The sequence below is a fragment of the Methylobacter sp. genome (assembly GCF_023227905.1).
GTDB lineage: Bacteria > Pseudomonadota > Gammaproteobacteria > Methylococcales > Methylomonadaceae > Methylobacter_A.
The window spans coordinates 1-12580 of record NZ_JALOCF010000019.1 but is presented as its reverse complement, the minus strand read 5'-3'; the positions used below and the strand labels follow the sequence as shown (position 1 = coordinate 12580).

General features: G+C 49.1%; 14 protein-coding genes and 1 tRNA gene. 13 read left to right on the top strand and 2 right to left on the bottom strand.

Going from position 1 to position 12580, the window contains the following annotated elements; all coding sequences use genetic code 11:
• Positions 1–68 precede the first annotated feature (68 nt).
• From M0R47_RS09620 to M0R47_RS09570, 11 genes are all read left to right on the top strand, one after another.
• Positions 69–1169 (top strand): site-specific integrase, encoded by a 1101-nt coding sequence (locus tag M0R47_RS09620; protein ID WP_292553696.1) that lies wholly within the window; start codon positions 69–71, stop codon positions 1167–1169.
• A complete protein-coding gene (locus tag M0R47_RS09615; RefSeq protein WP_292553694.1) occupies positions 1169–1957 on the top strand; it encodes a hypothetical protein in 789 nt (262 codons plus the stop codon). Before M0R47_RS09620 ends, M0R47_RS09615 begins: the two co-directional genes overlap by 1 nt.
• Positions 1958–2148: 191 nt before the next feature.
• Entirely contained in the window at positions 2149–2352 is a 204-nt protein-coding gene (locus M0R47_RS09610; protein WP_292553691.1) for a hypothetical protein, read from the top strand.
• Positions 2353–2354: 2 nt separating this feature from the next.
• Positions 2355–2654, top strand: a complete 300-nt coding sequence (locus tag M0R47_RS09605) for a helix-turn-helix domain-containing protein (RefSeq protein WP_292553688.1) — start codon at positions 2355–2357, stop codon at positions 2652–2654.
• Entirely contained in the window at positions 2647–2946 is a 300-nt protein-coding gene (locus M0R47_RS09600; RefSeq protein ID WP_292553685.1) for a CHC2 zinc finger domain-containing protein, read from the top strand. Before M0R47_RS09605 ends, M0R47_RS09600 begins: the two co-directional genes overlap by 8 nt.
• Positions 2943–5126: a DUF3987 domain-containing protein gene (locus tag M0R47_RS09595; RefSeq protein WP_292553682.1), complete on the top strand. Its 2184-nt coding sequence runs from the start codon at positions 2943–2945 to the stop codon at positions 5124–5126. The genes M0R47_RS09600 and M0R47_RS09595 overlap by 4 nt, the downstream gene beginning before the upstream one ends.
• Positions 5127–5249: 123 nt before the next feature.
• Positions 5250–5648 carry a DUF5681 domain-containing protein gene (locus tag M0R47_RS09590; protein WP_292553679.1) on the top strand — a complete coding sequence of 133 codons (399 nt, stop codon included), beginning with the start codon at positions 5250–5252 and terminating at the stop codon, positions 5646–5648.
• Positions 5645–5836: a hypothetical protein gene (locus tag M0R47_RS09585; protein WP_292553676.1), complete on the top strand. Its 192-nt coding sequence runs from the start codon at positions 5645–5647 to the stop codon at positions 5834–5836. Before M0R47_RS09590 ends, M0R47_RS09585 begins: the two co-directional genes overlap by 4 nt.
• Complete coding sequence (locus M0R47_RS09580) at positions 5833–6057, top strand: hypothetical protein (RefSeq protein WP_292553673.1); 225 nt, start codon at positions 5833–5835, stop codon at positions 6055–6057. Before M0R47_RS09585 ends, M0R47_RS09580 begins: the two co-directional genes overlap by 4 nt.
• A complete protein-coding gene (locus tag M0R47_RS09575) occupies positions 6050–6226 on the top strand; it encodes a hypothetical protein (RefSeq protein ID WP_292553671.1) in 177 nt (58 codons plus the stop codon). Before M0R47_RS09580 ends, M0R47_RS09575 begins: the two co-directional genes overlap by 8 nt.
• Positions 6227–6346: 120 nt before the next feature.
• Positions 6347–6688: a hypothetical protein gene (locus M0R47_RS09570; protein WP_292553668.1), complete on the top strand. Its 342-nt coding sequence runs from the start codon at positions 6347–6349 to the stop codon at positions 6686–6688.
• 205 nt (positions 6689–6893) lie between these two features.
• On the opposite strand, the gene M0R47_RS09565 is transcribed toward M0R47_RS09570, so the two are convergent.
• Both M0R47_RS09565 and ychF read right to left on the bottom strand, forming a co-directional pair.
• A tRNA-Met gene (locus M0R47_RS09565) sits at positions 6894–6970 on the bottom strand.
• Between the two features lie 53 nt (positions 6971–7023).
• Positions 7024–8115, bottom strand: a complete 1092-nt coding sequence (gene ychF / locus M0R47_RS09560; protein WP_292553665.1) for a redox-regulated ATPase YchF — start codon at positions 8113–8115, stop codon at positions 7024–7026.
• Between the two features lie 252 nt (positions 8116–8367).
• On the opposite strand from ychF, the gene gcvT reads away from it, so the two are divergent.
• Together gcvT and gcvP are read left to right on the top strand one after the other, a co-directional pair.
• Positions 8368–9450: a glycine cleavage system aminomethyltransferase GcvT gene (gcvT, locus tag M0R47_RS09555; protein ID WP_292553662.1), complete on the top strand. Its 1083-nt coding sequence runs from the start codon at positions 8368–8370 to the stop codon at positions 9448–9450.
• A gap of 4 nt (positions 9451–9454) precedes the next feature.
• Positions 9455–12358, top strand: coding sequence for an aminomethyl-transferring glycine dehydrogenase (gene gcvP, locus M0R47_RS09550; RefSeq protein ID WP_292553660.1), 2904 nt, complete (start codon positions 9455–9457; stop codon positions 12356–12358).
• Positions 12359–12580: the final 222 nt, after the last annotated feature.

Below are 12580 nucleotides of genomic sequence, written 5' to 3'. Positions count from 1 at the left end.
AAAAAGTGAATTTATAAAATCAATTAATCTGAGATGGAAAAACCGGATAAGTGCAAGAAATGGTGTTTATGAAATCAAGAAACTACAGCTATCCTATAAAGGCAATCATGGCACGAATAAAAACCCGCACAGCTACAGACGGAACATTACGCTATACGGCAGAAATCCGGCTAAAAGGCTATCCAGCACAAACCGCAACCTTTAAGCGAAAAACTGACGCTAACAAGTGGATTCAAGACACTGAGTCGGCAATCAGAGAAGGGCGGCATTTCAAAACCGTGGAAGCCAAAAAGCACACAGTTGCCGAAATGATTGACCGCTACCTATCCGGCGCGAAACTTACCAAGGTTCAAGACGACCACACCGGCCTCCACCTAAGACGCTGGAAAGAGGAAATCGGTTATATGTTGCTGGCCGATGTTACAGCCGACACTTTAACGCTGGTTAAAGAAAAGCTCTTAAATGAGGAATTTAGAGGCAAGCCGCGCAGTCCTACCACTGTATTGAGATATATGGCTTCACTGAGTACCGTGTTTACTACAGCGGTTCGGGATTGGGCATGGCTGGAAGATTCCCCTATGAAAAACATCAAAAAGCCAAAGGCGGCGCGTGGGCGTGTCCGGTTCTTGGATGATGACGAACGCGAGCGCCTATTAATTGCCTGCAAAAAATCCAGAAACAAATTGCTTTATACGTGTGTGATTCTGGCAATGTCTACCGGCATGAGACAGGCCGAGTTATTCAACCTGAAATGGTCGGATGTTGATTTAAAAGACGGCTTTTTAATTCTGCATGAAACCAAGAACGGCGACCGGCGGCGCGTACCTTTGGCTGGGCATTGCTTGGAGTTGTTACGGGAACATGCCAGAGTTCGGCGGCTTGATACGCCATTGCTATTCCCGGGCATTAAAAACCCATTGAACCCGATTGATTTACAGCAGCCTTGGGAAACAGCCAGAAAACACGCGGGGATAACGGATTTTACATGGCATGACTTAAGACATTGCACAGCTTCATATCTGGCGATGAATGGCGCAAGTATGGCCGATATAGCGGCAGTCTTGGGACATAAAACATTGCAAATGGTTAAGCGTTACGCGCATTTATCAGACGGCCATGTAAGTAATGTGGTTGCCAGTATGAACGCTAAAATCTTTGGTGGTGTTTGATGATTGAATATATAGATGGAAGCGGACGAAAAAGGACTGCACCTAATGGGCAAAATCAATACCTAGATACAGCTGTGGGTGTATTCCCCCCTTACGGTGAAACCTGGCCTATGGCTGACGAGTGGAGCAAAGACCTTGCTGGAAAACTAATAACAATTGGTTGGCCTAATATAGACATTGAAGAACATAAGCGAGAAGCAAAAGAGTTGCCTGATGGAACCCCGCAAAGTGACGAAGCAAAAGGATTCTTGCGTGTTTATTCAATTTTCATAAGGTTAGCTAATGTTGCTATCAAAGCTGGTATTCTTAAGGAAAACGATAGTCCGGCCAACTGGCTTAAATGGGCTGAGTCAAAAGGCTATGAAATAACCCACTTGACTAAATATATCGGACGAACAATCTCTAATGAAGATGCAGCGCTTTTTGCCCGTATAGATGCCATGTTGAATCCGTTCTTAAAACCTATAGATTATGAGCAATCTGAATTGGTAAAGGATGACTCACTCACCGAAGCCGTGGGGAATGTTGGCACGATTGGTAAGTGGGTTAAACCTGATGACGAAAAAGAGTTTAATTTGAGGTTGGAGGCATTAATACGCTGGATGACTAGCAAAGGGCTAGAGCAACAAGGCGACAAGCCTGTTAGACTAAAAGATTATCCGCAATTTAAAGGCTATACCAAGTATCTGATATACACTGAGTTATGCGGCTTTGATACTGCTTTTCTTATGGCAGAAAGCACCTTTAATGACTTCTGGCAGGAACAAAAACTATTGAAGTTTAAATGACTTAGAATAACTATTATCCAAGAGGGCGCTTAATTGCGCCTTTTTTTTGCCTTAAATTTATCAATGGGGGTGCATGGGGGTAATACCCGCTTTCACTTGTTTTGTTATATAAATCAAATGCTTATCATTTCACCATCAAAAGCGGTAAACGCTGGCGACAAACTTTATTAATCAATAAACGATGGTGAATTATGACAGCTCTAATCTATTTAACAGTTAATCAATTCGTAGAAAAACAGCCGGCCTTTACTCGTGGAGGCTTACGCTCCCTAATCTTTAATGAAAACCAAAATGGTCTTGCCAAATCTGGCGCAATAGTTCGAATCGGGCGAAAGGTTCTTATTAATCCTGACAAATTCCAAGTATGGATTGAATCACAGAATAAGGCGGCTTAATCATGGGAGGTCTTGTAAATAAAGCAAAATGGACAAAAGACGAAGTTAGACAACGGCTTGAAGCTGGCGAAGAACTTTCAACGCTTGAACAGACTAAAGACGCGGGCGGCTGGCGACTGAGCGCAACCATTCATCAGCTGAAAAAGGAGGGTATGCCTATAGTGTCTTATCGGCGTGAAGGGTTTGGTAAATGCGCTTTTTATAGGTTACTGCCTTGCATGTATCAGACTTCACAGACTGATATTTTTGGCGGTATGAGTGGAAGCCCCCAAGCGGCAAACTTAGGGGGCGGCAATGCTTAACAAAAAACTGAATGTTAATTTTATCAAACAACGACTAAGCCCGGTAGATTTTTACCGGCACGAACTACCCAACGCGCCATTAAAAAGGCAGGGCTGGAATAATGGCGGCTTGTGTTGTTTCCACTGCGACAATAAGCCCGGCAGCTTTCGGGTAAATCTGACGACAGGCGCGTTTAAATGTTTTTCATGCGGCATGGCTGGCGGTGATATTTTAGCCTTCTCTATGGCTTTATACGGCCTTGAGTTTGCCGAAGCACTGGCAAAGCTAGCTGACGATTGGGGGCTAATATGAAAATACCCCTAGCATATAACGGCAAACCTTTAATTCATTCGTGGAACTATTGCGCTAAGGACGGCGCACCCTTCGGGGTTGTTGCCCGGTATCAGGGCGTAGACGGCAAAAAGGAAGTAGTGCCATTCTTTAAGCCTAGCGGTTCAGGCTGGACAATGGGTATCGAGTTAAACCCACGGCCTATATTTGGGCTTGATAAGCTGGCCGCGCACCCAACAGATAAAGCGGTTTTTATCGCAGAGGGCGAAAAATCAGCGGCAGCCTTGCAAAGTATAGGTATTGTAGCCGTTAGCAGCCTTGGCGGTTCACAGGCGGCAAAACAAGCCGACTGGACACCCTTGAACGGTTATAAGCTGGTTTATCTGTTGCCAGATGCAGACGAACCGGGCGAACACTACATGCAGGACATTTACCGGGCGTTAATGGCTTTGGAATCGCCGCCACAGTGCAAAGTAGTGGTATTGTCTGGATTGCCTGTTGCGGGTGATGTGGTGGACTGGCTGCAAAGCCTAATAAGTGGTTGGGACGGCTACACGGCTATTGATGAACACTGGCACGAGGCATTAAGGGAAGAACTACGGGCAGAACTTAAAACCGCCGAGCCAATACCGGATAATTGGACTTTAGCGGGTTTAGCGGGTTCATGCTCTAGCCTTTTTGAATGGGAAGAACCTAACGAGATTGAAACCAAAACGCCACCCGTCCAAGCCTTGTCGCCTGAATTGATACCCGAACCTTTCCGGCAATGGCTGGCTGATGTATCGCACCGGATGCAGACACCCCCGGACTTTGCGGCCATTTCAAGCCTTGTTATTGCTGGCTCAATCATAGGCGCGGGGTGCAGTATCAGACCTAAAAGACTGGATGACTGGGAGATTATCCCTAATGTGTGGGGCGCAGCTATCGGGCGGCCTTCGGTTGTCCTGAAAAGCCCAAGCATGAAAGAACCCATGAACCTGTTGGAACGCCTGCAAGCTGAATATGGCGAACAGTACGAGCGTGACAAGGCCGGGGCAGAGTTTGACGCTATGGCTAACGGCGCAATGGTTGATGATGTTAAATCTAAATTAAAAAGTGTGGCAAAAGGTAAAGGCAAAGATGGCGTAGTCAAAGGGGATGACTTGCAGAAATTAAAGGCTGACTATCTTGAACTAACCGAGAACGCACAACCAGAACCCACGCGCCGACTATTCAAGACGAATGAAACCAGCGTACAGAGCATGACGGTTTTGCAGAACCAGAACCCGCGCGGCCTGTTGACGTTCAGAGATGAATTAACCGCCTTATTGGTGAAATGGGACAGAGAGGACGGCGCAGACGAACGCGCCTATTTTCTGGAAGGCTGGAACGGTAATGGCAGCTATACGGATTTTAAGATAGGGCGCGGCCTAACCGAAGCCCCTAATATCTGTATCAGCTTGTTAGGGGGCATACAGCCGGACAAGTTAAGGCGGTATCTATACCAAGCACAGAACGGAGCTAATGACGGCCTGATGCAACGCCTACAGCTTGCCGTGTGGCCTGATGAGCCGGAACGCTGGCGATTGATTGACACTGTACCGAACAAGGCCGAAAAGCGCCGAGCCTTCGATATTATGAAGGCATTGGCTGAACTGGATTTTGCCGGATGCGGCGCAGTTCAATCTGAATATGATGACCGACCTTATTTTAGGTTCGATGATGACGCGCAGACGGTATTTAATCAATGGCTGACGGCATTGCAAACAGTCAAGATTCAGCAGGAATCTAACCCCTTGATGGTTGAACACTTCGGGAAATTCCGCTCTCTAATGCCAAGCCTTGCCCTAATATTTCACTGTATCGACATTGCAGACGGTAAGGCGCAGGGCAATGTATCGGCACAAGCGGCAATGTTAGCGGTTGAGTGGTGCGATTATCTGGAATCCCACGCTAGGCGCATTTATGCCATGGCCGAGAGTCCAGAGCATGAAGCAGCGGTAAGGCTGGCCGATAAGATAAAAGCCGGGATTGTGTCCAGTCCATTCACTACTAAAGCCGTTTATGACAAAGGCTGGCATGGATTGAAGGATAAAGAGGAAGTCGAGGCGGCCTGTAGTGTTCTGATTGAGGAAAACTGGCTAATGATGCAGAGAAAACCGAAACCCCCTACCGGGCGGCCACCTTTACCAGAGTATTACATTAATCCCGTTTTTTTGTGAAAACACGCCTACCTTGAACCCGCTAAACCAGCTAAACCCCTTTTAGATACTTTAGCGGGTTTAGCTGGTGCGGGGTATGGGCATTTTAAAGAAAAAAACCTGAAATAAGCAGGATTCAATCAGATGAAGCAATCAACAAAGTTTAAGCCGGGACAGACCGGAAACCCCAAAGGCAGGCCGAAGAACAAAACCCCCGCCACCCTATTAAGAAAATCCATTGCCGAGGCTATGCCGGAAATAATCCTAACACTGATACAACAGGCTAAAGGCGGGGACACAGCAGCGGCAAAGGTTCTGCTTGATAGGGTATGTCCAGCACTAAAGCCGCAAGCTATGCCTCTATCCTTGCCGGTTAATGGTTCATTGACTGAACAAGGCGGCGAGATTATCCGGGCAACCATGGCCGGACAGATACCGCCTGATATTGGCAGCCAGTTAATAACCGCATTGGCGGCACAGTCTAAGATTATCGAAATTGACGAACTGACCCAAAGAATTGCCGCTTTGGAGGGCAAAGCATGAGGCTATCGCAAAGAGTAGCAATCCTTGAACGCACCGCCGAAGATGCCACATCACCGCAACCCGGCATAATCATATATTGCAAAGGTGCAGCCCCTACAGCCGAAGAACAGCAACAGATAAGCCAAGCAGAGGCTAATGGTCAACATGTTGTCGTCTTTACCGTAAAATCTGGAGTGATTGAAGAATGAGCAATTTAAAAGCACGACTGACGGCGTTGGAAGCGGCTGTACCAAAGAAGGCATGGTTCACTATCGAGGTTGAAGATATGCCAACGCCGGACGAATGGGAGCTGATAAACGAGGCACATGCAGAGGGGCGCATGGTGTTTATATTTCAAAGCCAAAGTAATACCTTAGGCGTGTTTATGCCGGGCGCAGATGCCGTTCATTGGAGCGCAGACAATGGCTAACCTTAAAGCACGACTGACGGCACTGGAAGTATTGGCAACCCCCAAGCTGGCGAAACCGATACACATATTTAGGTTTAACGGCACACCGGAGCAAGCCGCCGAAATCGCAGAGCTTGAGAAGCAAGGAGAACGAGTTATCCGTATCACTCGAGCAATGGACGCAAAATAATATCGATTCGATACTAATTACAGCCGGTTTAATCACCGGCTTTTTTGTACTTATTTTAATTTGAGCGATTGTTGATGTTGGGGTATTGTGGGCGCTGATTAATTTAACTAGAAAATAATAATGAAAAATAAAGTAATGATTGTCGCCACTGTGCTGTTAGCGTCGGGCTGCACAAATTTAAAATACCCAAACTGGCAATATGTAAGAATCGAAAACCAAGTCCCTGATAAATCCTGTGTGTACAAGATGCAAGAACCATGCAGCGCCGAAGGTAAAGACTGTCTAGACTGGCACAAACAGCGCGCTACAAAATACAACGCAAATACTGTAGTCATTACTGACAAATCAAATCACAGTCAATATTCAGCAGGCATGTGGGGGGCTAGGGGAAGCGAGGACACAACAACTTTGGCTGATTATTATTACTGTAATGGTGCTAAAAATCTCAATCCTATTGATTGATAATAACGGGCAGTTTTTACACTGCCCTTTTTGGGATTGCTACAAATGCAAGACTGGTAATTAATGTCGCATAGATTGCATTTTGATATGCCTGAAAAATCGGCAAGCATTGCGGGTGTTTTTTTTAGAATGGGACAAAATTGGGACAATTTTTATTTTAGGCATAAAAAAAGCACTTGGTATTCACCTAAGTGCTTGATTTGGATGGTGGCGATAGGTGGAATTGAACCACCGACCCCGGGGTTATGAATCCCGTGCTCTAACCAACTGAGCTATATCGCCATTTAAACAGGTCGTTTAAAGAGCGGAAATTATAAATATCCGCTCGCGCTTTGTCAAACGTTGAATCTGAAATGCACGACGTCGCCGTCTTTAACGATGTAGTCTTTGCCTTCAAGACGCCATTTGCCGGCGTCTTTGGCGCCTTGTTCGCCTTTGTAGTCGATGAAGTCCTGATAGGCGATAACTTCGGCGCGGATAAAGCCTTTTTCAAAATCACTGTGAATCACGCCAGCCGCCTGGGGAGCGGTCGCGCCCACCGGAATCGTCCAGGCCCTGACTTCTTTTACGCCTGCGGTAAAGTAGGTGGCCAGATTCAGCAGCTTATAGCCGGCTCTGACGACACGGTTCAGGCCGGGCTCTTCCAGTCCAAGGTCATCCAGGAACTCTTTCTTTTCGTCTTCATCCAGCTGGGCTATTTCCGCTTCTATGGCTGCGCAAATCGGCACTACCATGGCACCTTCTTTTTCGGCCAGTGCCTTCACTTTATCCAGGAACGGATTGTTTTCGAAACCGTCATCCTGAACATTGGCAATGTACATGGCCGGTTTGATCGTCATCAAGCAAAGATCTCTGATCAGGGCTTTTTCGTCGTCGGTTAACGGCAGGGTTCGCGCAGGTTCACCGGAGTCCAGTTGCTTGAAAACTTTTTCCAGCACGTCTTTTTTTGCCTGCTCGTCCTTGTTGCCGGTTCGGGCTGCCTTGCTTGCGCGCAGCAGGGCTTTTTCGACGGAAGCCATGTCGGCCAGCGCCAATTCGGTATTGATAACTTCGATATCAGAGAGGGGATCGATTTTTCCGGCAACATGGATGACGTTATCATCGTGAAAGCAGCGCACAACATGGGCAATAGCATCCGTCTCGCGGATGTTAGCCAAAAACTGGTTGCCCAGGCCTTCGCCTTTGGATGCGCCCGCAACAAGTCCCGCGATGTCTACAAACTCAATCGTCGTAGGCAGCGTGCGCTCAGGTTTTACAATTTCCGCCAGCTTGTCCATTCGGGGATCTGGCACCGGAACCACGCCAACATTAGGATCGATAGTGCAAAAAGGATAATTTTCGGCCGCGATTTTCGCACGGGTTAATGCATTAAATAAGGTTGATTTTCCCACATTGGGTAAACCGACGATTCCACAATACAGCGCCATAGAGTTCTCTGAGAATTTAAATAAGAAATGAGTGCAGCAAGATATCAAGCCGAAACAAAGCGGGGATTATACAAGCTATGGCTTTAATCTAAAAAACTAAAACAAGAAAGGTGCGGGCAGCTTGGGATGTTGGCTCGTAATTCGTGTCAGCCATTTGCTATTGTTGTTATGTTTTTTCTTCAAGCTCTTCGTGGTAAATTGACTGAACCAATCGTTAAACTAAAGTTTGCTCACAAGCCACGATAAATACCTATGTTAAAACAAACGCCACTTTACAATCTGCATCTCGAACTGGGCGCCAAGATGGTGCCGTTTGCCGGCTATCTTATGCCAATGCAATACGGTAAAGGTACGTTGTACGAACATCTGCACTGCCGCAGTCACGCCGGTTTTTTTGATATTTCTCACATGGGGCAGTTTCTGATTCTAGGCGATGATGCGGTTCATGAATTTGGGAAACTGATACCCAGCGACATTTCCGGGCTTAAACCCGGCGAACAAAAATACACGGTATTGACTAACAATGATGGCGGGATTATCGATGACATAATCGTTACCCGCATCGAAACGGGTTTGATGATTGTTGTGAATGGCGCTTGCAAGGACAAAGACTTTAATTACCTGTATAACCGTTTATCCGACCGGTGCTGTTTTAATGAGTTGACAGGCCAGGCTTTATTCGCCTTACAAGGTTCTGCCGCCGCATCGGTCATGAGAAAATATTCAGAAAAAGCCGTTGAACTTTCCTTTATGCAAGCCTGTGGCACAAGCATCAACGGCATAAAATGCAACATTAGCCGTAGCGGTTATACCGGCGAAGATGGTTTTGAAATCTCGGCAGCCCAGCAGGATGCGGAACGGCTTGCCCGCCTGTTGCTGGCTGAAGACGATGTGGAACCGATAGGTTTGGCGGCCAGGGATACTTTGCGACTGGAAGCGGGGCTATGCTTGTACGGTCATGAACTTAACGAGTCGATCACGCCGATAGAGGCCGGTCTTCAGTGGCTGGTTAAAAAAGGAGATAACCCGTTTCCCGGCGTCGACAAAATTCGGGATCAGTTGCAATACGGACCGGAGAAAATCCGCGTCGGGCTACTGATCGATAGCAAAATACCCGTGCGGCAAGGCAGCATAATTTGTAACAGTGAAGGCATCGCGGTAGGCTATGTTACCAGCGGTAGTTTTTCACCCAGTTTGGGGCGACCGATTGCTATGGCGTTGCTTGAGCCGTTTACCGTTGAATTGGACGGTCCTTTATATACAATGGTTCGTGATCATCAGATTTCAGTTACGGTGACCCCGTTGCCTTTTGTCCCTCATCGCTACCATCGGTGACATTATGACCACATCCCGCTCCGACTTGGCTCAATTGGAAATGCGCGGTAATTTCATCAACCGCCACATCGGCCCCAGCCCGCAGCAAATCCAGGCTATGCTGGCAGAGCTGGGCTTAAGCGAACTGGACGACATCATCGAACAGGCCATTCCGGCCAATATCCTTAATCATGAACCGTTAAAGCTGACCAAAACGATCAGCGAACGCGCAGTAATCAAGCATCTGCGTAAAATATGCGAACGTAATAAAGTGTTCACCTCGATGATCGGCATGGGCTATTACGACACCACTATGCCGGCGGTGATTAAACGCAATGTATTGGAAAACCCAGGCTGGTATACGGCGTACACACCGTATCAGGCCGAAGTCAGCCAGGGGCGGCTGGAAGCGCTGCTCAACTATCAGCAAGTCATTATCGATTTGACCGGCATGGAGCTGGCCAACGCCTCGTTGCTGGACGAGGCTACCGCGGCCGCAGAAGCCATGACCATGTCGCGGCGCTTGTCCAAGAGCGCTGCCAACAGCATAGTCGTGGATCAGGACTGCCATCCGCAGACTATCGCCGTGATCAAGACCCGCGCCCGCTCCCTAGGCTATGAAGTTATCGTCGCCGACCCTTATCACGACCTGGAACAATACGACTTTTTTGCGCTGCTGGTGCAATATCCCGGCGGCAAAGGCGAAATAAGAGACCTGACCGAAGTCACCGCCATCGCCCAGGCCAAATCGGCGCTGGTTACGGTCGCGGCCGATTTGCTGGCGCTGGTGTTGCTTAAACCGCCCGCCGAGTTCGGCGCCGATATTGTGGTCGGCTCAGCCCAGCGTTTTGGCGTGCCGATGGGCTATGGCGGCCCTCATGCTGCGTATTTTGCCACCAAGGATGAATACAAGCGCTCGGTTCCGGGCCGTATTATCGGCGTATCCAAAGACAGCCACGGACAGCTTGCGCTGCGCATGGCGCTGCAAACCCGCGAGCAGCATATCCGCCGGGACAAGGCCACCAGCAATATTTGCACCTCGCAGGTGCTGCTGGCGGTGATCGCCGGATTTTATGCGATTTACCACGGCGCCGAAGGCTTGCGTTTGATTGCAGGGCGGGTGCATCGCTACACGCAAATTCTGGCCGCAGGAATCACCCAGCTGGGCCATCAAGTGCTGAGCGATTGTTATTTCGATACGCTGGTTGTCAGCACCCCGAACCGGGCGAAGCGCATCGCCGCGCAAGCCGCAGAAGCCAATATCAACCTGCGCATTATCGATGCGGACCATATCGGCATTTCGCTGGACGAAACCACGACGCGGGAAAATTTGAGGAGTGTCTGGCGGGTTTTTGCGCCTGCCAACACCGACCTTCCCAACATCAATGGCCTGGACGCCGCAGTGGCAGAATGCATCCCGCAAGCCTTGCTCCGTAACGATCAAATCCTGCTACATCCGGTTTTCGACCGCTATCATTCCGAAACCGAAATGATGCGCTATATGCGCAGGCTTGCTCGGCGCGATATAGCGCTGGACCGGTCGATGATCCCGTTGGGTTCCTGCACGATGAAGCTGAACGCCGCGACGGAAATGCAGGCCATTTCCTACCCTGAATTTAACGGGTTGCACCCGTTCGCGCCGTTGTACCAAACCCACGGCTACCAGCAGCTGTTTGCCGAGCTGGAAGACATGCTGTGCGACCTGACCGGCTTTGACGCTTTTTCATTGCAGCCCAACGCCGGTTCCCAAGGCGAATACACGGGCCTGTTGGTCATCCGCAAATACCATGAAGTCAGAGGCCAGGCACAGCGTAACATCTGCCTGATACCCGCTTCCGCGCACGGCACTAACCCTGCCAGTGCCACAATGGCGGGGCTTAAAGTCGTGGTCGTGGCCTGCGATGAAAACGGCAATGTCAGCGTTGAGGACTTGCGCACAAAAACCGCCGAATATCACGACACGCTGGCTGCATTAATGATTACTTATCCGTCCACGCACGGGGTGTTTGAACAGGCGTTCCGGGAAATTTGCGACCTGATCCACCAGCACGGCGGGCAGGTTTATCTGGACGGCGCCAACTTTAACGCGCTGGCAGGTTTAAGCCGCCCCGGCAAGATCGGCGCCGATGTGGCTCATCTTAATCTGCATAAAACCTTCTGCATTCCGCATGGGGGAGGAGGGCCGGGCGTTGGCCCGATAGGCGTCGGCGCGCATCTGGCGCCTTTTCTGCCCGATCACCCGGTTGTTAAAGACGTCAATCCCGCCAAAGGCCAGCATGGCACCATCGGCACGGTAGCTGCCGCTCCCTGGGGATCGGCTAGCATCTACTCCATTTCCTGGGCGTATATCGCGATGATGGGGGCCGCCGGTTTAAAACGCGCTACTTTGACCGCAATCTTGAATGCCAATTACATCGCCAAACGGCTGGCGCCTTATTATCCTGTTTTATATACCGGTCAAAACGGCTGGGTGGCGCATGAATGCATTATCGACTGTCATGCTTTTAAAAAGACCAGCAACGTCACCGTTGAAGACATCGCTAAACGCCTGATTGACTATGGTTTTCATGCGCCGACGGTGTCGTTTCCGGTTGCCGATACCTTAATGATAGAACCCACCGAAAGCGAAGATAAAGCCGAGATTGACCACTTTTGCGACGCGTTAATTTCTATTCGTGAAGAAATCAAAGCCGTAGAAACCGGTGCTGCCGACACCGAAAACAACCTGTTGCGTAATGCGCCGCACACTCATCGCTTGTTGCTGGAAAAATGGACGCTGCCTTATTCGAAAAAGCAGGCTTTTTTTCCGGACAGCGATCAGCATGATGATAAGTACTGGCCGCCGGTCGGGCGTATCGATAATGTGTATGGCGACCGGCATGTGTTTTGCAGTTGTCCGCCAGTGCTGGATGATGAGGAGCTAATGTAAAAGCCGCCGCCAACGGTTGGGATATGACTGTTGGGCGGTGCTTAACCATTCATCAAGGGTACGCATCGCGTACCGTTTGCAACGGAAACCAATCTCCAAAAGGTACGCAATGCGTACCCTTGTATCTTTACTTCTGCCATGGTTAGCTACCCTGGTACTGAGACAGAAAGAGCTTGGGCGTACCCTTAAGGATCAACCTTGCCTCGTAGATCAAGCCTTCTG